The 21,572-nt window shown below is 63.7% G+C and carries 30 protein-coding genes; 14 read left to right on the top strand and 16 right to left on the bottom strand.

The window, feature by feature from the left end:
• Window positions 1–7: 7 nt before the first annotated feature.
• On the bottom strand, window positions 8–775 hold the full coding sequence (locus YUU_RS50640; RefSeq protein WP_063621694.1) for a hypothetical protein: 768 nt from the start codon (window positions 773–775) through the stop codon (window positions 8–10).
• A 362-nt stretch (window positions 776–1,137) separates the two neighbouring features.
• Between YUU_RS50640 and YUU_RS0111065 the strand changes: the two genes are divergently transcribed.
• The 3 genes from YUU_RS0111065 (at window position 1,138) to YUU_RS0111055 (ending at window position 3,242) form a co-directional block, all read left to right on the top strand.
• Complete coding sequence (locus YUU_RS0111065) at window positions 1,138–2,364, top strand: L,D-transpeptidase (protein WP_027522425.1); 1,227 nt, start codon at window positions 1,138–1,140, stop codon at window positions 2,362–2,364.
• Window positions 2,365–2,527: 163 nt separating this feature from the next.
• Window positions 2,528–2,869 carry a hypothetical protein gene (locus YUU_RS50635; RefSeq protein WP_035661978.1) on the top strand — a complete coding sequence of 114 codons (342 nt, stop codon included), beginning with the start codon at window positions 2,528–2,530 and terminating at the stop codon, window positions 2,867–2,869.
• A 43-nt stretch (window positions 2,870–2,912) separates the two neighbouring features.
• A complete protein-coding gene (locus tag YUU_RS0111055; protein WP_156944223.1) occupies window positions 2,913–3,242 on the top strand; it encodes a hypothetical protein in 330 nt (109 codons plus the stop codon).
• Between the two features lie 93 nt (window positions 3,243–3,335).
• On the opposite strand, the gene YUU_RS0111050 is transcribed toward YUU_RS0111055, so the two are convergent.
• Window positions 3,336–4,298, bottom strand: a complete 963-nt coding sequence (locus YUU_RS0111050) for a D-2-hydroxyacid dehydrogenase family protein (protein WP_027522423.1) — start codon at window positions 4,296–4,298, stop codon at window positions 3,336–3,338.
• A 138-nt stretch (window positions 4,299–4,436) separates the two neighbouring features.
• Complete coding sequence (locus YUU_RS0111045; protein ID WP_027522422.1) at window positions 4,437–4,649, bottom strand: hypothetical protein; 213 nt, start codon at window positions 4,647–4,649, stop codon at window positions 4,437–4,439.
• 237 nt (window positions 4,650–4,886) lie between these two features.
• On the opposite strand from YUU_RS0111045, the gene ettA reads away from it, so the two are divergent.
• Window positions 4,887–6,536, top strand: a complete 1,650-nt coding sequence (gene ettA / locus YUU_RS0111040; protein WP_027522421.1) for an energy-dependent translational throttle protein EttA — start codon at window positions 4,887–4,889, stop codon at window positions 6,534–6,536.
• 7 nt (window positions 6,537–6,543) lie between these two features.
• Entirely contained in the window at window positions 6,544–7,770 is a 1,227-nt protein-coding gene (locus YUU_RS0111035; RefSeq protein WP_027522420.1) for a lytic murein transglycosylase, read from the top strand.
• Window positions 7,771–7,848: 78 nt separating this feature from the next.
• Here YUU_RS0111035 and YUU_RS0111030 read toward each other — a convergent pair whose 3' ends face one another.
• Together YUU_RS0111030 and YUU_RS0111025 are read right to left on the bottom strand one after the other, a co-directional pair.
• Window positions 7,849–8,130, bottom strand: a complete 282-nt coding sequence (locus YUU_RS0111030; protein ID WP_027522419.1) for a hypothetical protein — start codon at window positions 8,128–8,130, stop codon at window positions 7,849–7,851.
• Window positions 8,131–8,341: 211 nt separating this feature from the next.
• Window positions 8,342–8,674 (bottom strand): hypothetical protein, encoded by a 333-nt coding sequence (locus tag YUU_RS0111025; protein ID WP_027522418.1) that lies wholly within the window; start codon window positions 8,672–8,674, stop codon window positions 8,342–8,344.
• 150 nt (window positions 8,675–8,824) lie between these two features.
• Between YUU_RS0111025 and YUU_RS50630 the strand changes: the two genes are divergently transcribed.
• From YUU_RS50630 to bfr, 3 genes are all read left to right on the top strand, one after another.
• Window positions 8,825–9,154 carry a hypothetical protein gene (locus YUU_RS50630; protein ID WP_035661974.1) on the top strand — a complete coding sequence of 110 codons (330 nt, stop codon included), beginning with the start codon at window positions 8,825–8,827 and terminating at the stop codon, window positions 9,152–9,154.
• Between the two features lie 170 nt (window positions 9,155–9,324).
• Window positions 9,325–9,597 carry a bacterioferritin-associated ferredoxin gene (locus YUU_RS0111020; protein WP_027522417.1) on the top strand — a complete coding sequence of 91 codons (273 nt, stop codon included), beginning with the start codon at window positions 9,325–9,327 and terminating at the stop codon, window positions 9,595–9,597.
• A gap of 133 nt (window positions 9,598–9,730) precedes the next feature.
• Window positions 9,731–10,219, top strand: a complete 489-nt coding sequence (gene bfr / locus YUU_RS0111015; RefSeq protein ID WP_027522416.1) for a bacterioferritin — start codon at window positions 9,731–9,733, stop codon at window positions 10,217–10,219.
• Window positions 10,220–10,458: 239 nt separating this feature from the next.
• Here the strand turns inward: bfr and YUU_RS0111010 are convergent, their stop codons facing one another.
• The 3 genes from YUU_RS0111010 to YUU_RS50625 form a co-directional block, all read right to left on the bottom strand.
• Window positions 10,459–11,064 (bottom strand): pyridoxamine 5'-phosphate oxidase family protein, encoded by a 606-nt coding sequence (locus tag YUU_RS0111010; protein ID WP_027522415.1) that lies wholly within the window; start codon window positions 11,062–11,064, stop codon window positions 10,459–10,461.
• A gap of 235 nt (window positions 11,065–11,299) precedes the next feature.
• Window positions 11,300–12,361: an alpha/beta fold hydrolase gene (locus YUU_RS0111005; RefSeq protein WP_027522414.1), complete on the bottom strand. Its 1,062-nt coding sequence runs from the start codon at window positions 12,359–12,361 to the stop codon at window positions 11,300–11,302.
• A gap of 237 nt (window positions 12,362–12,598) precedes the next feature.
• Window positions 12,599–12,931 carry a nuclear transport factor 2 family protein gene (locus tag YUU_RS50625; protein ID WP_156944222.1) on the bottom strand — a complete coding sequence of 111 codons (333 nt, stop codon included), beginning with the start codon at window positions 12,929–12,931 and terminating at the stop codon, window positions 12,599–12,601.
• Between the two features lie 143 nt (window positions 12,932–13,074).
• Here YUU_RS50625 and YUU_RS0110995 point away from each other — a divergent pair, with 143 nt between their 5' ends.
• The 3 genes from YUU_RS0110995 to YUU_RS0110985 all read left to right on the top strand — a co-directional run bounded on the left by YUU_RS0110995 (window position 13,075) and on the right by YUU_RS0110985 (window position 14,434).
• Window positions 13,075–13,767 (top strand): helix-turn-helix transcriptional regulator, encoded by a 693-nt coding sequence (locus tag YUU_RS0110995; RefSeq protein ID WP_084801403.1) that lies wholly within the window; start codon window positions 13,075–13,077, stop codon window positions 13,765–13,767.
• Between the two features lie 94 nt (window positions 13,768–13,861).
• A complete protein-coding gene (locus YUU_RS0110990; RefSeq protein WP_027522412.1) occupies window positions 13,862–14,128 on the top strand; it encodes a DUF2277 domain-containing protein in 267 nt (88 codons plus the stop codon).
• A gap of 75 nt (window positions 14,129–14,203) precedes the next feature.
• Complete coding sequence (locus YUU_RS0110985) at window positions 14,204–14,434, top strand: hypothetical protein (protein WP_245287991.1); 231 nt, start codon at window positions 14,204–14,206, stop codon at window positions 14,432–14,434.
• Between the two features lie 13 nt (window positions 14,435–14,447).
• On the opposite strand, the gene YUU_RS0110980 is transcribed toward YUU_RS0110985, so the two are convergent.
• From YUU_RS0110980 to YUU_RS0110970, 3 genes are all read right to left on the bottom strand, one after another.
• Window positions 14,448–14,972: a collagen-like protein gene (locus YUU_RS0110980; RefSeq protein WP_027522410.1), complete on the bottom strand. Its 525-nt coding sequence runs from the start codon at window positions 14,970–14,972 to the stop codon at window positions 14,448–14,450.
• A 121-nt stretch (window positions 14,973–15,093) separates the two neighbouring features.
• The gene (locus YUU_RS0110975) at window positions 15,094–15,342 is read right to left on the bottom strand and encodes a helix-turn-helix domain-containing protein (RefSeq protein WP_027522409.1); all 249 of its coding nucleotides are present in this window, start codon (window positions 15,340–15,342) and stop codon (window positions 15,094–15,096) included.
• Between the two features lie 183 nt (window positions 15,343–15,525).
• Complete coding sequence (locus YUU_RS0110970) at window positions 15,526–16,293, bottom strand: SDR family NAD(P)-dependent oxidoreductase (protein WP_027522408.1); 768 nt, start codon at window positions 16,291–16,293, stop codon at window positions 15,526–15,528.
• A gap of 297 nt (window positions 16,294–16,590) precedes the next feature.
• Between YUU_RS0110970 and YUU_RS0110965 the strand changes: the two genes are divergently transcribed.
• Complete coding sequence (locus tag YUU_RS0110965; RefSeq protein WP_027522407.1) at window positions 16,591–17,079, top strand: J domain-containing protein; 489 nt, start codon at window positions 16,591–16,593, stop codon at window positions 17,077–17,079.
• Window positions 17,080–17,083: 4 nt separating this feature from the next.
• Here YUU_RS0110965 and YUU_RS0110960 read toward each other — a convergent pair whose 3' ends face one another.
• The 4 genes from YUU_RS0110960 to YUU_RS0110940 all read right to left on the bottom strand — a co-directional run bounded on the left by YUU_RS0110960 (window position 17,084) and on the right by YUU_RS0110940 (window position 19,253).
• Window positions 17,084–17,725 (bottom strand): hypothetical protein, encoded by a 642-nt coding sequence (locus YUU_RS0110960; protein WP_027522406.1) that lies wholly within the window; start codon window positions 17,723–17,725, stop codon window positions 17,084–17,086.
• A 91-nt stretch (window positions 17,726–17,816) separates the two neighbouring features.
• Complete coding sequence (locus tag YUU_RS0110955; protein ID WP_027522405.1) at window positions 17,817–18,071, bottom strand: hypothetical protein; 255 nt, start codon at window positions 18,069–18,071, stop codon at window positions 17,817–17,819.
• 249 nt (window positions 18,072–18,320) lie between these two features.
• Entirely contained in the window at window positions 18,321–18,578 is a 258-nt protein-coding gene (locus tag YUU_RS0110950) for a hypothetical protein (RefSeq protein ID WP_027522404.1), read from the bottom strand.
• 291 nt (window positions 18,579–18,869) lie between these two features.
• A complete protein-coding gene (locus tag YUU_RS0110940; RefSeq protein ID WP_027522403.1) occupies window positions 18,870–19,253 on the bottom strand; it encodes a RidA family protein in 384 nt (127 codons plus the stop codon).
• A 389-nt stretch (window positions 19,254–19,642) separates the two neighbouring features.
• On the opposite strand from YUU_RS0110940, the gene YUU_RS0110935 reads away from it, so the two are divergent.
• Window positions 19,643–20,077 (top strand): hypothetical protein, encoded by a 435-nt coding sequence (locus YUU_RS0110935; protein WP_027522402.1) that lies wholly within the window; start codon window positions 19,643–19,645, stop codon window positions 20,075–20,077.
• Window positions 20,078–20,217: 140 nt separating this feature from the next.
• Here YUU_RS0110935 and YUU_RS0110930 read toward each other — a convergent pair whose 3' ends face one another.
• On the bottom strand, window positions 20,218–20,910 hold the full coding sequence (locus tag YUU_RS0110930; protein WP_027522401.1) for a glutathione S-transferase family protein: 693 nt from the start codon (window positions 20,908–20,910) through the stop codon (window positions 20,218–20,220).
• A 152-nt stretch (window positions 20,911–21,062) separates the two neighbouring features.
• Here YUU_RS0110930 and YUU_RS0110925 point away from each other — a divergent pair, with 152 nt between their 5' ends.
• Complete coding sequence (locus YUU_RS0110925; protein WP_027522400.1) at window positions 21,063–21,500, top strand: VOC family protein; 438 nt, start codon at window positions 21,063–21,065, stop codon at window positions 21,498–21,500.
• Window positions 21,501–21,572: the final 72 nt, after the last annotated feature.

Here is a 21,572-nt window from a genome sequence, read left to right as displayed (position 1 = left end):
GGTCCGCTCAGCGTGTGCGGGTGGTCGCCGCGTAGGCCGGCTGCTGATATTGCTGCTGATACTGCTGTAGCGGCTGCGTGGCGAAGGGATTGAAGATCTGCTGCCCTGGCATTGGCGGTGGTGGCGGGCGCCGCACGATCGGGTGGCGTTTCTTATGCGCGCGCTGCTTGGTGGCCTGCTTGTCGGCCGTGTCGCTCGCGGCCTTCGCTTTCGCCGGCGGATCCTGCGCGACGACCGTCGTGGCAGCAGCGAGCGCTGCGACCTCTGTAATTGTTTCCGATGGCGCGGGGCTGGCGGCGTCAGCCTGTTGCGGCTCGGGTGAGGCGACCGGCGTCGGCACCGCCTCGCCGGTAGCGGGCATGGTCTCGCTGGTCGAAGCTGTGGTTTCGGCCGATGCGGATTGCGGCGCCGGTATCTCGGCCGGCGGAGGGGGCGCTTCAGCAGCGGCCGGTTCGCCGGCAGCCGATGCCACCGGCTCGCTGCCCATCTCCGGTGTCAGTGCGGCAACCTGTTCAGGTCCGCTTTCGGGAAGGCCGACGGTCGGGACCTCGTCTCGCACCGACGTCGAGGGCGGCAGCGGCTCGGCGCGGAGCGCCGCGAGCACCGGCTCGGTCGCTTGCGCAAACACCTGCTCCTGCGGGCCGTTTCGCCAGGACGGATTGCTGACGAACTGCTCATGCGTCGCCCGCAGCAGCGCGGCGGCCCCTAAGCCGAACACCAGGATGGAGGTAGACAACAGGATCGCGGCAAACAGGAAGCGAAAGCCGGGAAGCATCGAAGCGCAATTTCCGCCTTGGCAGGTTGGTGCCAAGGCCCTTGAGCCATCTGAACGCGGTTACGGTACTGAGTTGCCGCGTTCGCCGCGCGGGAAGCTGGTCAAAGCGGAGGGCGAATCAGGCTGATTCGAGAATACCCGAACACTCCTGAGCCGTTCCGCAAAAATCGGGGGCGGAGAGTCCGGCGACCTGCGCGCCCGCGCGATTTCCGGTCCGTGATGCACCGAAGCAACGGTCGCGCTGCCGATCACAAATCACCAAATCAGGCCCAAATCGGCCTGTTTTGTCTTGAATGTGCCGCGATCTTCGTCCATGTGCCGTTAACGGTCCGGTTGGGCCGGGGGTCTAAACTAGGGCGATGATGATCAAACATTTTCTGACGATTTGCGCTGCCGCGACAGCCGCTGCGGCGGGAACCTCGCTCGCGCAGGCTCAGCAGAGCTATCCGGTCCAGCAGGCCCCGGTCTACCAGCAGGGCTACCCGTCCGAATATCGTCCCGGCGACCGCGTGCCGAATTTCGACGCGCTCGATGATGACGACGACGCGATGCCGCCGCAGCAGCCGCGGAATTCTGCCGCGCTGCCGCCGCCCGGCCCGTCCGGTCCGGTGATGTCGCCGGATGATCCGCGCTATGGCCGCCCCGCGGGTGCCCCGGTCTACTCCAACAACGCGCCCCAGGGCCCGGTGATGTCGCCGGACGATCCGCGTTACGGCCGTCCGGCCGGTGCGCCGGTCTATTCCAACAATGCGCCGCAGGGCCCGGTGATGTCGCCGGATGATCCCCGCTATGGCCGCCCCGCGGGCCCGCCCGCAGTGATCTATGCCGACCGTCCGGCCGCGCCGCAGGGCGCCGATGACGGTCTGCGTCCGCCGGAAGGCGTCGGTGGACCCGCCGCGACCGGCGCCGTCCGGCCTGCCGGTCCGAATGGCCAACCGATGACGGTTGCGGCGCTTCCCCCCGAGGAGCAGCCTGACGCTGCGCCCACGCAGTTGTCGCCGAACCTGCGCCGCCAGGAAGTCGCGTTCCAGACCAAGGAGCCGGCCGGCACGCTCGTCGTCGATACCCCGAACACCTACCTTTACTATGTGCTCGGCAGTGGCCGTGCGATCCGCTACGGCGTGCGCGTCGGTCGCGACGGTTTCACCTGGACCGGCGTGCAAAAGATCACCCGCAAGGCTGAGTGGCCGGATTGGCATCCGCCGACGGAAATGATCGAACGCCAGCCCTATCTGCCGCGCTTCATGGCCGGCGGTCCCGGCAATCCGCTCGGCGCGCGCGCAATGTATCTCGGCTCGACCGTCTACCGCATCCACGGCACCAACCAGCCCTCGACGATCGGCAAGTTCGTCTCCTCGGGCTGCATCGGCATGCTGAACGAGGACGTCTCCGACCTGTTCGATCGCGTCAAGGTTGGCACCCGCGTCGTCGTGATGCCGGGCGGCCCGCCGCCGGGTACAGCGACCGCATCTGCTGCGCCGGCGCCCGGCATTGCTGCGCCTGCCCCGATGGCCGCTCAAGCCGGCCCGGCCCCGGGCGCGCAGCCGACCGTGGTGCCGCCGCTGCCGGCGCCCGTCACGGTGCGCTAGGTCTCCTGTCTGGAGTGTCCTGACCTGCTCCGATAGGGCAAGACCTGGGCGGCTGCAAATGGGATCACGCGCCACGCCGCAAGGTCAAGACAACCTGGACGGCTCACCTTCGAACCACGCCGCGAGAATATTGGCGGGCTGAAATGATCGCGTGGTTCGGTGCATGAAACGGACATCTCGCGCGCTATTGGCAGTTTTGTTTTCGCTGACGCCGTTAGCCTTTGCCCAGGATCTTGTATTCTCTTTGATGTTTGCAGGTTTTCCCGATAGCCATATTACCGAGTATGATAGGGCGGTTGAACTTCCTCGACAGGTTTTGATCTGGGTAAGCTTCGCGTTAGCGCTCTATCTCATCTACCGCGCATTCCGCGTAAATAATCGGAGAGGCGTTGTCCATCTCGGGGTGATTCTGCTGTCGTACGTTTTGTTGTTCTTGTCTGCCAAACACGCTGTCGATTTCTATCTCAAGGACTATCTGCAACTCGATTTCGGGCAGGGCGGATGACGGAATAGAATATCTGGCTCCGTGAACCCGCAGGTGCTTGCTCATGACGTGGGCATATCGCTCTATGTTGGCGATTTCGTTCTCGCTGATGCCCGCAATGTCGGTCCTTTCTCTCGCGGTCCGCTCACACGGATACCCAAGCGAGACCGCATATGGTGCGGCGCGTGACTTTCCGGACGAGATCTTGATGTGGGCATGGGGCGCTGTAGCCGCCTATCTCATTTACCGCGCGTATCGCATAAATAGCCGGAGAGACATCGTCAGGATGGGGGCGATCCTGCTGTCGAGTGTTTTGTTACTGTTCTTGGCCGACCAGGCGATACATTTCTATCTCAAGGATTATCTGCAGCTGTTTGACGGATCGGGCGGTTGAACGCGAAGGGCGCCTGTGATGAGACGAGCACCTCCCCATCTCCGCGCGGCTCGGTGTCACCAGACGCTCGCAATGACGGTTGCGGAGTTTTGATCAGGTGAGCCTTCGCTGTGGCTCGCTGCCCTTCGTCCAGGCGTCGATCGCCTCGACCATCTGGCCGTAATGGATGCGTAGCCCGTCCGCGGTGGCGTAGCCGAGGTGCGGCGTCAGCACGACATTGTCGAGCTTGCGGATTGGATGATCGGTCGGCAGCGGCTCGATCGAGAACACGTCGATGCCGGCACCCGCGATCTTCTTCTGTTGCAGCGCCTCGAGCAGCGCCGCCTCGTCGACGATCGGCCCACGCGCGGTGTTGACGAGATAGGCGGTCGGCTTCATCCGCGCGAGATCGGCGGCGCCGACCAGTCCCCGCGAGCGCTCGCTCAGCACCACGTGGATGGTGATGATATCGGCCTTCGCAAACAGCTCTTCCTTGCTGGCGTAGCCGACGCCGAGTTCTCCGCATTTCTCGGCCGTCAGGTTGGGGCTCCATGCGATGACGTTCATGCCGAACGACTTCGCGATGCCCGCGACCTTGCTGCCGAGCTTGCCGAGCCCGACAACGCCAAGCGTCCGGCCCTCGATTTCGATGCCGGCAAAAGTCTGCCAGGGCTCGCCCGCATGCATGCGCGCGTTCTCGCGGCCGATGCCGCGGGTCAATTCCAGGATCAGGCCCATGGTCAGCCCGGCGGTCGGATCGCGGGAATATTGCGTGCCGCAGACCACGACGTCGCGCGCCTTCGCCGCCGCCATGTCGATCGCGGCGTTGCGCATGCCGGAGGTCAGCAGCAGCTTCAGCTTGGGGAGCGCCTCGAACAGGCTCTTGGGAAACGCCGTGCGCTCGCGCATCGCGCAGATGATCTCGAAATCTCCGAGCGCGCCGGCCGCAGCCTGCTCGGAGGCGAAGGGATGGTTGAACACCGTGACGTCGACACGGTCGGAGATCTTCGACCAGTCGGCGACGTCTTGGGCGATGTTGAAATAGTCGTCGAGAATTGCACAGCGCAGCCGTGTCATCGGGGAAACCGTCCATCCATGGCGAGGGGCGATAGCGCGGGCAGGAGACGCCATCGATCGAACCTCGCCATGCTTGCGCGCAATCGGCAGCCGGCGCAAGCGGCGGGAAGCTTCAAAAATCCGGCAGCAGGCGAGGCGTCAGAGGTCGCGCGGCTTCAGGCGGAACGGCGCATCCATGCCGTGCTTGGCGCGCCAGGCGGGGCCGGGGCCGCGCATGTAGTGCAGTTCCGGGCGGTAGGGATTGAAAGCCGTGGCGAAGAACCGGACCCAGAACGCGCGGAACTCGGCAAAGAGGTTAGAGCCTCCGGCTCCTGCCGGGACGGGATGAGAGGTTGTCTCGATCATTGCCATGATACGGCCTCGCTGTTCTCCCCGCCGCTTCTGCCGCGGGTGGCGCTTTTTCTGGCGCCACGACCAGCTTTGGCCTGCTTTATTAAAAAATGGTTTCAATTGTCCGGATCGGCCGTCCGGATGGTGTCCATCCCGTATTCAACCGTGGTGAACAGAGGGAAAACGTTGCCCTTTGGGGGCGGGATCGCTACATCGGCGGCAAGCAAATTTCCTCAAATCGAAGGTTTTACGGGACCGATGGCGCGCCAGTTCGTCTATTTCATGGAAGGTCTGACCAAGAGCTACCCGACCCGCAAGGTGCTCGACAACATCCGCCTGAGCTTCTACCCGGACGCCAAGATCGGCGTGCTCGGCGTCAACGGCTCCGGTAAGTCGACCCTCCTCAAGATCATGGCGGGCCTCGACAAGGAGTATACCGGCGAGGCGTGGGTCGCCGACGGCGCCCGCGTCGGCTATCTCGAGCAGGAGCCGCAGCTCGATCCGAAGCTTTCGGTGCGCGAGAACGTCATGCAGGGCGTCGCCAAGCAGAAGGCGATCCTCGACCGCTACAACGAGCTCGCCGTCAACTACTCGGACGAGACTGCCGACGAAATGACCAAGCTCCAGGATGAGATCGAGGCCCAGGGCCTCTGGGATCTCGACAGCAAGGTCGACCAGGCCATGGACGCGCTGCGCTGCCCGCCCGACGATGCCGACGTCACGAAACTGTCCGGCGGTGAGCGCCGCCGCGTCGCGCTGTGCCGGCTGCTGCTCGACCAGCCCGAGCTGCTGTTGCTGGACGAACCGACCAACCATCTCGACGCGGAATCCGTGTCGTGGCTTGAAGGGCACTTGCGCAACTATCCCGGCGCGATCCTGATCGTCACCCACGACCGCTACTTCCTCGACAACGTCACGGGCTGGATCCTCGAGCTCGATCGCGGCCGTGGCATTCCCTACGAGGGCAACTACTCGTCCTGGCTGGTGCAGAAGCAGAAGCGGCTCGAGCAGGAAGGCCGTGAGGAAGCCGCGCACCAGAAGACGCTGGCCCGCGAGCAGGAGTGGGTCGCGTCCTCGCCGAAGGCGCGTCAGGCAAAATCCAAGGCGCGCTATCAGCGTTATGAAGAGCTGTTGAAGCAGGCGAGCGAGAAGCAGAGCCAGACCGCACAGATCATCATTCCCGTCGCCGAGCGGCTCGGCGCCAATGTCGTCGACTTCGAAGGCCTCAGCAAAGGCTATGGTGACCGCCTCTTGATCGACGATCTCACCTTCAAGCTGCCGCCCGGCGGCATCGTCGGCGTGATCGGCGCGAACGGCGCCGGCAAAACCACGCTGTTCAAGATGATCACCAAGCAGGAAACCCCGGACAACGGCACCATCACGGTCGGCGAGACCGTGCATCTCGGCTATGTCGACCAGTCGCGCGATGCGCTCGACGGCAAGAAGACCGTGTGGGAGGAAATCTCCGGCGGCAACGAGCTGATCCTGCTCGGCAAGAAGGAAGTGAATTCGCGCGGCTACTGCTCGTCGTTCAACTTCAAGGGAGCCGACCAGCAGAAGAAGGTTGGCGCGCTGTCGGGCGGTGAACGCAACCGCGTGCATCTTGCCAAGATGCTCAAGTCCGGCGCCAACGTCCTGCTGCTCGACGAACCGACCAACGACCTCGACGTCGATACGCTGCGCGCGCTCGAAGAGGCGCTGGAGGATTTTGCCGGCTGCGCCGTCATCATCAGCCACGATCGCTGGTTCCTCGACCGCATCGCGACCCACATCCTGGCCTTCGAAGGCGACAGCCATGTCGAATGGTTCGAGGGCAACTTCCAGGACTACGAGAAAGACAAGATGCGTCGCCTCGGCCAGGACAGCATCATTCCGCATCGCGTGAAGTACAAGAAGCTGACGCGGTGATTTCAGCATGATGCGGCGGGCGCTCATTGCTGCAGTGATCGTGGTCACCTGCGGCTGGTCGTCCGCCCACGCCGCCGACGCCGCCTTCACCCAGTTCATCGCATCGCTGTGGCCGGAGGCGCAGGCTGAGGGCGTGTCGCGTGCGACGTTCGATGAGCAGACGCGCGGGCTCGAGCCTGATTACAAGCTGCCCGATCTGATCCTGCCGGGACGACCCGCGACCGGCGCGCCGTCGCAGGCCGAGTTCGTGCAGGTGCCGGCGGATTACATCAAGGAAGCCTCGATCGCGCGGCTGGCCGGCGAGGGACAGCGGCTGCTGCAAAAATATCGCGACGCGCTCACCCAAATCGAGAAGAGCTCTGGCGTGCCTGCCACCGTCATGCTCGCGATCTGGGGTCGTGAGACCGACTATGGCCGCTACACGCTGCCTTATGATCTCGTGCGCGTGCTTGCGACCCAGGCCTATGTCGGCCGGCGCAAGGATACGTACCGCAACGAGTTCATCCTGGCGCTGAAAATCCTTGGCGAGGGCGTGGTGACGCGTAAGGACATGCGCGCGTCCTGGGCCGGCGCCACCGGCCTCACGCAGTTCCTGCCCTCCGAATACTACAAGCACGGCGTCGATTTCGACGGCGATGGCCGCATCGACATCTGGCATTCGGTGCCGGACGCGCTGGCCTCTGCCGCGCAGCAGCTCGTCAACAAGGGCTGGCAGAGCGGTGTGCGCTGGGCCTATGAGGTGCAGGCGCCGGCGAAGGTCGATTGCACCAGCGGCGTGCCGGAGGTGACGAAACCGATCGGCCAGTGGCTGCGCGAGGGCTTTGTGCCGGTGCGCGGGCAAAAGCTGAGTGCGGCTGAACTGGCGCAGCCGGCGTCGCTGCTCCAGCCCGAAGGCATCTACGGCCCCTCGTTCCTGACCACGAAAAACTACTTCGTCATCAAGGAATACAATTTCTCCGATCTCTACGTGCTGTTCGTCGGCCATCTCAGCGATCGCATGACGAGCGCGCTGCCGTTTGCGACGCCCTGGTCGGCCTCGAAGCAACTGCGAACGAAGGATGTCGAAGCGATGCAGCGCGGGTTGACGCGCATCGGGCTCTACAAGGACAAGCTCGATGGCAAGGCGGGCATGCTGACGCGCGCGGCGCTTGGCGCCTATCAGAAGTCGGCGGGGTTGAAGGTCGATTGCTGGCCGAGCGAAGAGGTGCTGCGCTCGATCCAGGCGGCGCGATAAGGCGACCGAAAAGAAAAAAGCCCGGCCGATGGTCTCGGCCGGGCTTCGATCGTGACGCGTTTGCGCCGTGCGATCAGATCAGTAGCAGACGCGAACCGGGCGGACGACCCAGCCGTAACCGTCCCAGTAACGCTGGCGCTGCCAGTAGCAGGGCGCAGGCGGCGGGGGCTCGGCCACGTAGACCGGTCCGCCATAGGCCGGACGGCTCGACGCGATGGCGCCGCCGACGATGGCGCCGCCGATCAGGCCGGCTGCGATGCCGGCGCCGACGCCGTCATTGGCTTTGGCGGGCGGAGTGGCGGTCACCAGCGAACCGGCGATCGTCGCAACCGTGAGGGCGGCAACAAAAGTCTTCTTCATGCTCTTGGCTCTCCTGGGAGATGGACGCTCCTTGTTAGGAACGTCAGGGGTTCAAAGGTTCACGCACACTCTGATGAAATTGGCCTCTGGGCTAGGAAGCGCGCAAATGGTCAATCCACGGTAAACGCACGCGGAGCTGTGACGAGAAAAAGCGGTCTTTTTCGGGCCCCGAGATGAACGGGGTGTCCGTAATGAACCGGCTTTTTGCGTCTTAGCCACAGACCCGGACGCGGCGCACACGCCAGGCATAACCGTCCCAGAAGCGCTGCCGCTGCCAGACGCAGCCGCCATAATAGTCGTCGGCGGCATAGCCCGGGCCCGGGCCGTAGTAGCGGGGCGGGGGCGGATAGCCGGGACCATAATAGTAACCGGGGCCGGGTCCGTAGTAATACGGGGATGCCAGCGCGCCCCCGACGATGGCACCGCCGACGATGCCGGCGGCCACGCCCGCGGCGACACCGCGCTGCGCATGGGCTGGCGCAGGCGCAAGCGCCGATGCGGCCAGGGTGGCGGCGGCAGCGAGTGCCAGGAGCGATTTCTTCATGGATTTCACCTTTCACAGCGGACGCGGACGTGGTTCCGCACCCAAGGTTCCATATCCTGCTTGAATGATCAATGAACGGAATGCGTGCGGAAGACGACGAATGCGTGCGGGAGGCGGCTCCCGCGAGGCACGAAATCCGAGCAACAAGCCATGAACAGTCTGATGATGAGCGCCCTGATCGCCGTCGGGGCCACCTCGGTCATCTGCTTCGTCTTGATGACCCATGTGCAGAACCGCAGCCGGTGGCGCTCGCGCGCGGGTGCCGGAGCCGATAGCGGCGACAGCTATTCTGGAAGCACTGACGGCTTTGCGCTGGGGAGCTGGTTCTCCAGCGATACTTCGTCGGTCGATAGTTCCGGTAGTCCGAGCGACAGCGGCTCCTGTAGCGTCAGCAGTGACAGCGGCAGTAGTGACAGCGGCGGCAGTGGTGGCGATTGCGGCGGAGGCGGGGACAGCGGTGGTGGCGGAGGCGGCGATTAGGCCTGCTTTCGGTTGCAACCTTGATCCAGAGCAAGTTGTCTTTTTAGACCCGTTCTAGGCTGAATCGCGGCTCAGTTTGGAATAGCTTCAAATACCGGTTTTTCCTTTTGCATCCGGCCGAGCCCTTAAATATCGATGTTGGCGCATCACCGAAGGGCCTGCCGCTTTCCATGATCGTCTGTTCCTGTAACGTGTTGAGCGATGACGACATCCGCGCCGCCGTCGCCGATTCCGACGACGCTGTGCGTCATGCCAAGCAGGTCTATGGCTGCCTCGGTTGTAGCGCCGAATGCGGACGCTGCGCGCGCACCATCAAGACCATCATCGATGAAGCTCTCGGCCCGTGCGCCAAGTCCTGCTGTGCCGGCTGCCCGCATAGCCACCAGGTCGCCGCCAACGACGAAATCGTCGAGCCCGCCGACTTCGCACTCGCTGCCTGCTGACTTCTTTTTCTTCAATCGGCTGAGCTTATCCCCGGGTGCGACCCTGCGATGGGTTGCTCTCGTTCCAAACTTGTTTTAGAAGCGTTCTAAATTCGGTTTATTACCGATGAGGCCGCAAGAGCTGGAGTGAATCATGCAGGGCGACGCGAAAGTAATCGAATATCTCAACAAGGCACTGCGTCACGAGCTCACCGCGATCAATCAATACTGGCTGCACTACCGCTTCCTCGACAATTGGGGCCTGCGCGACATGGCCAAGGTCTGGCGCAAGGAATCCATCGAGGAGATGGAGCACGCCGACAAGCTCACCGAGCGCATCCTGTTCTTCGACGGCTTCCCGAACATGCAGGTGCTCGATCCCCTGCGCATCGGCCAGAACGTCAAGGAGATCATCGATTGCGATCTCGCCGCCGAAATCAGCGCGCGCGCTCTCTACCAGGAAGCGGCCACCTACTGCCACAGCGTGAAGGACTACGTCACGCGCGACCTGTTCGAGAAGCTGATGAGCGACGAGGAGCACCACATCGACTTCCTCGAGACCCAGCTCGACCTGATCGGCCGCATCGGCCTCGAGCTCTACACCCAGAAGCACGTCGGCGGACTCGAGGGCGAAGGGCATTAAGGTCCGCGCTCGCAACATGCGCCAATGTCGTCCCCGCGAAGGCGGGGACCCATAACCGCAGGCCGGTGTTGTTGCGCGAACTGGCAATTTTGCCAGTCTTCATCAAAGTGCTGCTTGTGCTTATCGCGACGAGCGCAAGCGCTCGCGCGGGGGGCCCGGATCTGCGCTCGCTCTGGACAAACGCTCCGCGTTTTCCAGGAGCTCGCTTGTCCGGGACGACACCGTAATCGTTACGGCAGCTACAGCTGCGTCTTGTAGCGCGCTTCCACTATGTCCTGGCTCTCCGGCTCGCCCAAGCCCGTCTGGTCGTGAATGACCTCGACGATGCTCGGCATCACCGCGCGCTGCACCTTCACCTCCGGCGACCACAGCTTTGAGCGCATCAAGGCTTTGCCACAGTGGAAGTAGACCTCGCTCACCGTGACGCTGAGCACCGCGCGCGGCGGTTTGCCGAACTCGACCATCGAGCCGAGCAGCTCCGGATCGGCGGACAGCGTGCCGCGTCCGCCGACGCGCAGCGTCTCGTCGATGCCTGGCACGAAGAACAGCAGGTGCACGAAGCTCGAGCCTTCGACGACATTCCTGAGACTGTCGATCCGGTTGTTGCCGGAACGATCGGGCATCAGCAACTGGTTGGGGCCCGCGACATGGACGAAGCCGGGACCGCCGCCGCGCGGCGAGGCATCGACGCTGCCATCAGCGCCTGACGTCGCCAGCACGCAGAACGGCGACATCTCGATGAACTTCCTGGCATGCACGTCGATCGCGGGCCGCGCTTTCGCGATCACGCGCGGGCTCGGTTTCGGATAGTTGGTGGCGAGGTCTTCGGCGCAAAGATCGGTCAACGGCGTGCCTCCGTTTGAGCTGCGCCTCAAACTACCTGATCGGGTTGCTCTCAGCTAACGAAATCCGGCATGTCATGATGCGCTAGACAGCATCTGCCGGCACAAAGCAGCTGATGATGATGCGGCCCGATGGTGTACGTACCACACCACGGCCTGACCGACGGGATGGCCACGATCGCGGCGGCGCGCATGCGCGGCGTTGATGCGATGCGAAATCAGCGGCCGCGCACCGCTTTCACATCGCCCGCTGCGGGGCGGTCTGGAGCAATTGCCGGAGTTGCTCGGCGTAGAACTTTGCGTTGCCGGTGGTGCCGTGGCCGCGCGTCTCCGTGCTCGCAGGGATTAGGTACAGGCGGCCGTTCTTGACCCGCTTCATCGCCGCTTCAGTGACGCCCGTCTCCGGCGGATTGCGCTCGTCGTCAGCAGCGTTGATCAGCAGCAGCGGCGCCTCGATCCGCTCCAGCGGCTCCGAGGCATTGTAGTCGTGCGAGGATTCCCACTGCCAGACGAAATCATTGGCATCCGCGGTGATTGGTGCAGCGAGCCGTTCGTCGACCATCTTGTCGGCCTTCGCCGCCGTCGGCGCCTGGGCCTGATAGGCGAGCGTCCCGCCGATGCTGGCGATGCCATAGGCGACGATGGCGTATTTCATCATCCGCGGCTGGCTCGTGTACTTGCCGCCGTTGTAGTCGGGATCGCTGCGGATGGTGTCGAGCATGATCCGCCGCATCATCCAGTTGCGCGATGCCATCTCGGTCGGCTGCGAGGCCATCGGCACCAATGCATCCATGCTTTGCGGATATTTCTCGCCCCATAGCCAGGTCTGCATGCCGCCCATGGAATTGCCGATCACGAGGCGCAAGTGCTTGATGCCGAGTCCTTCCGTCACGAGGCGGTACTGCGCCGCGACCATGTCGTCGTAATCATATTTTGGAAAGCTCGTCTTCATCCCGTCCGACGGTTTTGACGATTTACCATGGCCGACCGCATCGGGAATGATGATGTAATATTTCGACGCATCGAGCGGCTGCCCGGCGCCGAACAATTCGCCCGCGAAGGCCGGCGTCAGCATGCCCGCGGCCGATTGGCCGGTGCCGTGCAGCACCAGCACGGGCTGCCCGGTCGGCTCGCCGATCGTGGTGTAGTGCAGCTTCAGCTCCGCCATGGTCTCGCCGGTGTGGAACTTGAAATCCCTGGCGACCCAGTCGCCCTGCTTCGGGGCTGGATAGTCGGCGGCCATCGCCGACATCGAAATGGACAGCAGGCCGGCCGACAGCGCCGCGCACGAAGCTTTCATGGTTCTCTCTCTCCTGTGCAGCTCGCTTCATTCGGGCCGCTTCGAGGGCGATCCTAACAGCATCGCCCCGAGGGTCGAGAGCGGATACAAGGCCGGCCGTCAAAACGTTTTTCGCAGCGATGCATCGCCAAAACGGAAATATTTAGGCAGCCGGCGAACGAGCCCGCCGACTCATTCGTGCTTGAGAAAACCGAGCGCGTACCAGCCCCAATAAACCCTGTGGCGCTGTATCAGGCCCTAGTCGATCTCCATGATCTCGACCAGCTCCATCTGGTCGCCGTCGGGAGAGACGCGTGGATATTCCCAGGTGACGATACGGCAAAAGCCTTGCTTGAAGCGCTTTCGCTGAGGCGGATTGGTCTGGAAAACGCGCGCAATGAAGCTGCGCAAATTGTCCTTGCCTTTGACGATGCCGATCGGGGTCTTCATGAGATGTCGGACCAGCGGGCTTTCGATGGATGCGTCATCGGCATAGAGCGCAAGCGATGCCTCAAGATCCTTGGCGCCGAGGGCTTCGTCCCACAGCTTGCATATGCGTTCTGCATCCCTTTGGTGGGCTTCGTTGATCATGGTGTAATCCTCTGGATTCGAGGGACATGTCCCAAGGATCGCAGAGGACGCGCCGCCAAAGTTTCACCGAATCCTGAAATGACCGCCTTTGGTATGATTGCGATGACGCGGCGGGGGGCCCAGATCAGGGTCGGGAGTATCTGATGATGGTCGCACGACGATCGGTTCAATCAGGGTTTTCGCGGCTCACAGAGGCTTTGAGCGATCCCGCGCGCGAAGCCATGGTGAGTGCGCTGTTCGGCGGCAAGGCGCTGCCCGCGGGGGAACTCGCATCGCTAGGCGGCGTGTCGCCGCAAAGCGCCAGCGCGCATCTCCAGAAGCTGACGGAGTCGCGGCTGCTTTCGGTGTGGCGGCAAGGTCGGTTCCGGTATTATCGGATTGCCGACGACGAGGTCGCGGGCCTGATCGAGAACCTCGTCAATGTCGCCATCAGGGCCGATCATGCCGAACGCATGCGAAGCGTGCCGACGCCACTCCGGCAGTCGCGGGCCTGCTATTGCCATCTCGCGGGTCAGCTCGGCGTCGCGCTGCGGGACGGTCTGATGTGCCGCGAACTGATTGCGATGCGTGGCACAGAGGGCTCCCTCACCGAGCAGGGCCTGGCCTGGTGTTGCACCGAGGAGATCGACTTCAAGCCGGGCCGTGATCCTCACATGCGCCTCTGCAACGATTGGACCGAGCGTGTTCCGCATCTAGCGGGCCCGTTTGCCAATGCGCTCCTGAAGCGGCTGGTCGAGACGCACGCGCTCGTGCCGCATTGCATTCCACGTGCTCTTCGTCTCACGCCGAAGGGGCGCGCCTTCTTCGAGCGGCTTCGCGTCCCCGTTCCGTTCTGACCCACCGTGGTGCCGATGACATCGGCGGACCCGGCATGTAGCATTGGGCTGACGCCGATCGTCCTCGAACCGAAGCGCCTTTCAGGAGGAACTTATGTGCCGCAACATCAAGACGCTGTTCAACTTCGAGCCGCCGGCGACGGAGGACGAGATTTACGCCAGCGCGCTGCAATTCGTGCGCAAGCTGTCCGGCTTCAACAAGCCATCGCAGGCCAATGAGGCGGCATTCGATCGTGCGGTGACGGAGGTGTCGGAGGCGGCGCGGCGGCTTCTGACCTCACTGCACACCCACGCGCCGGCGCGGGATCGCGCAGTGGAGGCCGAGAAGGCGAAGGAGCGCTCGCGGCTGCGCTTCAGCTAGCGGCCTACGTGACCTCTCTCACGGTCGAGGACCTCGCGACGCGCGAGGATGTTCGCCGAAGTTTTTGAGCAAACCGTGAGCATCACCATGAGCCGCCCCCTGATCTCTCTGAAAGCCGGTGCCGTCATCTTCATGGCGCTGTGGACCGCGTGGATGATGTGGTGGAGCGGTTCCTACAGCAGCGCCAATCTCGTCATCCTGGCGGCCTGCGGCGCGGCGGTCGGCTATGTCTGGTACCGCGCCATGCGCTGGCAGTTCGAGCGCATGGGCATGCTGCCGCAAAAGGATGATCGGTCCGCGCAGTAGGCGCGGTCAGCGCCTATTTGTCCTTGTTGCCGTGCTTCTTCTTTTTTTTCTTCTTTTTCCCGTGATCGTCGTCGCCATCCGGCGCGTCGCCGTCGTCATCGGCGAAGACGTCGGTCTCGCCATCGTCCTGGACGGCGGCTTCCAGCGCCTCGCGCTCGGCGGCTTCGCGTTCGCGCTGCCGGCGCCGCTCGTCCCAGGCATCAAAAAGCTGCTCCAGCCATGGCAGCACCTGCTCGATTTGGGGCAACTGACCGGGCGGACCAGCCTCGCCGCGCGGGCCTTGCGGGCCAACGGGTCCCTGCGGTCCGGCAGGCCCCTGCGCTCCGATGGGGCCACGCGGACCGGCCTCTCCCGGCTTGCCTTGCGCGCCCGGCTTGCCCTGCGGTCCGGCCTTTCCGACCGGGCCCGGCTTGCCCTGCGGCCCCGGCTTGCCGCGGGTACCGTCCGGGCCACGCCGCCCGGGATGTCCCTGCGGGCCCGGCCGCCCCGGCTCGCCCTGCCGCCCACGCGGACCCTGTCGCCCCTGATCGTCTGCCACGCCACTGCTCCTGATTTAGAAGCCCGTTAATTAGCGGCGTTTCACGACAGCAGCAATTGCGCGGGGTCGCTCCGGTGGCCTCGGTCAACATCAAAGGCGGATGGAGCGGTGGCCTCACGCTCTAATCGTGATAGGCGGGGACGTCGATGCCTTCGGCTGCGTAGATCCGGATCTTGTTGCGCAGCGTGCGCACGGAGAGGCCGAGCACGCGCGCGGCGCGCGTGCGGTTGCCGTCGCAGCGCGCGAGCGTCTGGAGCACGAGCTCGCGCTCGATCTCGCCGACGGTCGATCCAATCAGGAGCGGTACGATTTCATTGGGGGCAAGAGACTGCGCAGCCGACGAAGACGCAGCCGAGTGAACAATGGTCATTAACACACCTCCCGACCAACGCCCGCTTCCATCGATGGAAGCGGATCGAGAACAAACGACCCCCAAGCCGTAGTTCTACGGTGGGCGGGTTTGGTTAACGGATGGTTAACAACGGCGAAATGCTTGAATTCACCTTGGGATAACCGCAAAGCCGCCGCCATTGGCACAAGCTGCGTAGCCCGATCACACCGTCCTGTAGCCGCCATCCACCATGACGATCGAGCCGGTGACGAAGGCCGACAGATCCGATGCCAGGAAAATCGCAGGTCCGACGATATCCTCTGGCTTGCCGGTGCGGCCGAGCGGCGTGTGATCGACGAAAGCCTGCACGAGCGCCGCATTGGTGGCGCGCACCTGGGCATTCAGCGGCGTTTCGATGAAGCCCGGTCCGATCGCGTTCACGCGGACGCCTTCCTTGCCGAGCTCGGCGGCGAGCGCCTTGGTGAAGCCGAGCACGCCGTGCTTGGAGGTGGTGTAGGCGGCCGAGCTCGGCGTGCGCAGATGCACGAAGGACTGGATCGATCCGATATTGACGATGCGGCCCTTCGTTGCCCGTAGCGGCGCGAGATAGGCCTGCGTCATGTTGAAGACACCGTTGAGATTGAGCGAGATGATGTCCTGCCAGTCCTTCGCAACCGTCTCGGCGTCCGCCGTGAATGCGTTGCGGCGTGTGATGCCGGCATTGTTGACGAGGATCGAGACCTGCCCGATCTTTTCCGCAACCTCCTTTGCCAGCGCAAAGCAGGCCTCGCGGCTGGTGACGTCGAGGGCAAAACTGTCGGCAGTTCCGCCGGCACTGCGGATCGCGTCCGCAGTCTCCGCTGCCGCGCCCGCGTTGATGTCGAACAGCACCACGCGCGCCCCTTCGCGCGCATAGCCTGATGCGATCGCGCGGCCTATGCCGGAGCCTGCGCCGGTGATGACTGCGATGTGGTTGGCGAGCAGGGACATGGCGCTTCCTCGACGGTTTTTTTCTGGTGTTGCCGACAAGCTGATTCAAAACCGAACCAATCGAAACGCCAAGCCACCTTTGCGCGTTGCTGTCATCCCGTTTTGGATGCCGCGTGATTTGGACGAAGCGCGCGGCCGCCACACGCCGATCAGGCCTCATTGAGGAACCGGTGCCGGCAGGATGCGCGGAAATTCGTGCCGGATTCATGTCGAAGTTTCGCGAAAGGCTAACCCGAAATTAAGACGTCGGAAACGCCGCGCTTGGCATACTGGCTTTCGTTGCTAAGTGTTGCGCGCATGATGGATCGGATTGAATCCTGGAAGCTGGCCCTCGAACGCCTGCGGACCGCCCACACCGTCGATTGGGACGAGGCGGGCCGGCTTGCGGCCGAGATCGCCCGTGCGAGCACCGACACGACGCTGCGCCAGGCGGCCGAGCAGGCGATTCCGATCCTGCGCCAGGCCGCCCATGACGGGCAAGCCCACGACGTCACGGTCGCGGCGCAGCGCCGCCTCGGTGTCGTGCTCGAGGTGATCCACGGCCTGACCGCCCCGCGCTTCGGCCGCCGCAACGCGCTGCCGAAAAAGCTCACCAACGAAGAACGCGCGCGCCGCACGCTCGGCCTGCCGCTCGCGGTGCAGCTTACCTGCGATGACATCCACCAGGCCTATCGCCGTCTCGCCAAGACCATGCATCCCGACCGCGGCGGCAGCGAGCAGGCCTTCCTCGACCTCGCCGCCGCGCGGGATATTTTGATTCATCCCGGCGCGCACAAGGACGCGTGAGGCGTCAGCTTCTGTTCACGCAGCTCGGATAGGGCGCCTTCTCGCCTGCGACGATCGGGCAGAGGTCGATCGGGCGCAGCTCGCGCAGGCGCGCCGACCATTTCTCGTCATCGAGCGGCGGCTTGTCGGCGGCGGGTCCCCGCTCGGCCCATTGGATGGTGTAGTAGTCGGCGTCGCCCTTCATGGTGATCAAGAGCGCAGTTTCGCTGTGCCGGGCCGGGCCGGTGTCGACACTGCCGCAGCCGATCAGGGCGATGAATGCATCGAAGCCGCCGAATTTCGTTTTGCCAAGTCCCCTCGCGCCAAAACTCTCGGGGCAAGCGGACTTGAAGCCGTCCGCGATACTGCCGGCGAACCTTTCCGGGATAAGACCGGGATTACCGGAGACGCCTTTCTCGCCGGTCACCGTGATCATCTGCGTCCAGGCCTGCGCGCTCTCGCCCTTCAGCACGGCCTCGCGGATATAGTGGCCGCCCTTGGTGTTCTCGAACACCGCGGCAAAATTCGACGGCATCGCGAAGCTGACGAGCTGGCTGAAGATCGGCGAGATCACGCGGAAGGATTGCGGGGCCTGTGCTCGCGCCGGCATCGCCAGCCCCAGAAGCGACAGTCCGAAAACTGCGGCCTTCGTCATTGCGGTGCGCATCAAGCCGTCCCCCTTTGTCAAACATGCGAACGGGCAAGGACGCGGCTCGCGCCCTTGCCCGCTTCTCAAAGATCCGCCGATCAACGAAAGCTTAGAGGGTGCAGTGACCCTTCTTCAGCGCATGCTCCTTCAAAGCGAGCGCGTCGACGAAGGTCGGCACGGAGTGGCTGACGCGATGAAAGTCGGACGGCCACGGCGTGGTCGGAATGCTCTCGTCCCAGATCTGGCAGATGCCGGTGTTCTGCCAGCGGATCAGGTGATAGCCGGCGGCTTCAGCAGGGCTGGTGGCGACGAAGGCAGCAGCAGCAACGCCGACAGCGGCACACAGCATGGAAAAACGACGCATGGATAGCTCCTCAAATGAACGATGTGATGCTCCTCCCGACAATGTCTGGGGAGGCGTGGCGCGGGCCGTTTAGAGGGTGCGGCCCGGACAACAGGTGAGTAGTTCCCTGGGCGCAACAGGTTCAAAGCCGGTCGGCTGGAAATTGCAGGAATTTGGCTGAAAATGAGGGTTAACGAGACCGCCAACGAAAAGGCGGATGACGCTATCAGCGCATCCGCCTCGCAAAATCGATGATCTATCGCTTTCCGCTTACAGCGTGCAGCGGCGCTCGCCCCGCAGCTTGAGCTGCACGTCATTGGCGGCCGTGAAGGTCGGGAACGACTTGCTGACCACCTTGTAGGTCGAGGGCCACTCCGTCGGCTTGTAGCGCAGGTCCTCGTTCCAGATCTGGCAGATGCCGGTGTTGTCCCAGCGGATCACGTAATAGCCGACCTTGGCGGACGCCGGCACGGCAAAGACCGACGAGGCGATGCCGGCAACGGCACAAACAGCAAGAACGCGACGCATTGAAATATATCCCCTTGTTGACGCGTGAAGTCCGCAAAACTCGTGCGGCAAAAGCCGGTGCGATGCAAGCCGATGCCGCTGTCATTCACGCATATGTCAGGGGACCGGATGCGCAGAGCCTTCAGGTCGTGACGTGGAAACATATCGCTGCAACAATCTCGTCATTGCGAGCGCAGCGAAGCAATCCAGAATCTCTCCGCGGCGACAGCCTGGATCGCTTCGTCGCAAGAGCTCCTCGCAATGACCATGGGGAGGCGCTGGTGCGCTGCTGCTTGCGCCGGCATCGGCTCGTCACTTCGCCAGCGACGCCACCGCCTCGATCTCGATCAGCATCCTCGGGTCCGGCAGCGCGTGGACCACGCAGGTGGTTCGCGCTGGATAGGGCGGCGGGCCGAACGCACCGGCATAGAGCGCATTCATCGCCGCGACGTCGGAGGCGCGCGTCAGCAGCACGTTGACCTTGGCGAGATCATGCACCGTCACGCCAGCTTCCGTCAGCACCCGCTTGATGTTGATGACGACATTGGCGAACTGGGCCTCGAAGCCTTCCGGCAGCGCGCCATGGGCGTCGAAGCCGGGGATGCCCGAGATGAACAGGAGGTCAGCGACGCGGGTGGCAAAGGAGAGCGGCGGCGCCTTGACGTGCGGCGGGGGCGGGAAATGCTGGATCGGCATGGGAGGCCTCCGAGCCCGAATTGCGGATTGCGGTAGCCTAGCTGCATGTGAGGGACTTGCAACGACATCCGCGCTTCTGGCGCCTCTCCACGGCCGGAAAGACCGCCGCGGCCCCGCTCCGACGAAAATGACGAAAACAACCCCATGCAAAGTAGAAATGGGCGGAAAGGTGACATTCGGGAAGACCGAAAAGGCGGTTGACACGTCGGGCAAATCACCGGCAGAATTCTATCCTGGCACTCTTTCCTTCGCCTCTCCCGCAAGAACGGGGAGAGGGGACGCATTGTGCGTACTGCTGTCGCATCCGAACATTTTGCCGCCGCGATCCATCGGGTAGATTCGCGCGTCCTGATTCGCTTTCCCCCGCCAAACATTTCCGGAGCCACCTCATGAAGTTCGCATCCAGCTTTCGCGCCGCGCTTGTCGCCATCGCCGCTTTCGCCGGCCTCTCCACGGCCGCGCAGGCCGACAGCGGCTTCGTGACGCTCACGATCTACAAGGCGGGCTGGATCATCGGCGGCTCGGGTGGCTCGGGCGTGCTCAACTTCCGCGGCCGCGCCTATTCGCTCTCGACCGGCGGCCTCGACTACGGCCTCGTGTTCGGCGGCTCCAAGACCGTGCTGCGCGGCCGTGTCAGCAACATCAATCGCCCCTCGGACGTCGCCGGCGTCTACGGCGCCGCCGGTGCCGGTCTCGCAGTGGGTGCCGGTGCCCGCGCCATCGTGCTCACCAACCAGAAGGGCGCCGTGCTGGAGCTCTCCGGGACGCAGGTGGGCCTGATGGCGAACGCGGACCTCAGCGGTCTCGCGATCACGATGCGGTAAGCGAGGCTGGGTTGTAGGGTGGCAAAGGCGCGTCAGCGCCGTGCCCACCATCTTTCCTTGACTGAGACAGAAGTGGTGGGCACGCTTCCGCCTTCGCTCTTCGAGCTACGGCGGACAAGTCGCATTGCCCACTCTACGAACTACGAACCGACCGCCGCATGAATCCTTTCGCAATGCGCGACGAGATTTTCGTGCGCATCGACGAAAGCCTTCAGCGGCGTCGGGATCGGAAAGAAGTGGATGTTGGCGAGGAAGCCGTAGATGCCGGCATCGACGCTGGTCGGCGCCGGCCCATGGACGAAGCTCCCCGCAGGCACGATCTCGGCCAGCACCTCGAGATCGGCGAGCCCACGCGCATAGGCCTGCTCGGGCGTGTAGCGGCCGATGCCCTGGAAATAATAGCGCTGCGCGTTATAGGCCTTTGCTTTCTCCAGCCCCGCCGCATCCACTTTCGGATGCTGCGCCATGAACGCGTCGCAAAACGCCTGGACGTAGCGCTCGTCCTTCCAGCGCGAATAGGACATCACCCAGTAGAGATCATCTAACATGCGCGTGACGAGGAGGTTGGTCCGGCGCGCGGCCTGCGAAAGGGCGGCATCGATCGTCAGGCGATATTTCGCGATTGCGTGCGCGATGATGGTCTCGCTGTCGCCGATCGTCTTACCGTCGTCGATGACATAAGGCAGCTGCCCCCGCGGCGCGGCGGAGGCATCGAACACGTGCTCATGCACGAACGGCACGCCGGCGAGTTTTAGGAAGGCGTAGACCTTGAGGCCGTAGCCGTTGTTGTCGGCGACGCCGAAAAGTTGGGGGTAGGAATAGAGGGTCAGCATGGGTGGCGGCTCCTCGACGGACAACTCCGGGCCCATCATACAGGATGGCCGAAAAAAATGATCCCGTGCCCGTCGGATGTCGGACCTCCCGTTCGTCCTCGGGGCAGGCCCGCGCCTGCACGTCCCATCCCAGCATCAAGGATGCCCGAAACATGACCTCCATCACGCCGTTTCTCTGGTTCGACAACAACGTCCCCGAAGCCGTTGCCTTCTACAAATCGGTGTTTCCCAACGCTAAGGTCGAGACCGTCAGCGATTTCATGGCGGTGTTCGAGCTCGAAGGGCAGCGCTTCAACGCCCTCAATGGCGGGCCGCAATACCGCTTCAACGAGGCGGTGTCGTTCTTCATCAGCGTCGAGACCCAGGAGCAGGTGGACTATTTCTGGGCGAAGCTCACCGCCGACGGCGGCGCGGAATCCAATTGCGGCTGGCTCAAGGACAAGTTCGGCCTGTCCTGGCAGGTAATCCCGACCGCGCTCGGCCGCTACCTCGGCGACCCCGATCGCACCAAGGCGGGTCGCGTCATGCAGGCCATGATGCAGATGAAGAAGATCGTGATCGCGGATCTGGACCGCGCGTATGCGGGATGAGGGGTGAGCGCGTGGCGGCACTGAGGAAGCCAAACCCTCATGGTGAGGAGGCGCGAAGCGCCGTCTCGAACC

It is taken from the genome of Bradyrhizobium sp. Ec3.3 (assembly GCF_000472925.1).
Classification (GTDB): Bacteria; Pseudomonadota; Alphaproteobacteria; order Rhizobiales; family Xanthobacteraceae; genus Bradyrhizobium.
The sequence above is the reverse complement of the archived record's forward strand: the minus strand, read 5'-3'. Positions and strand labels throughout refer to the sequence as shown.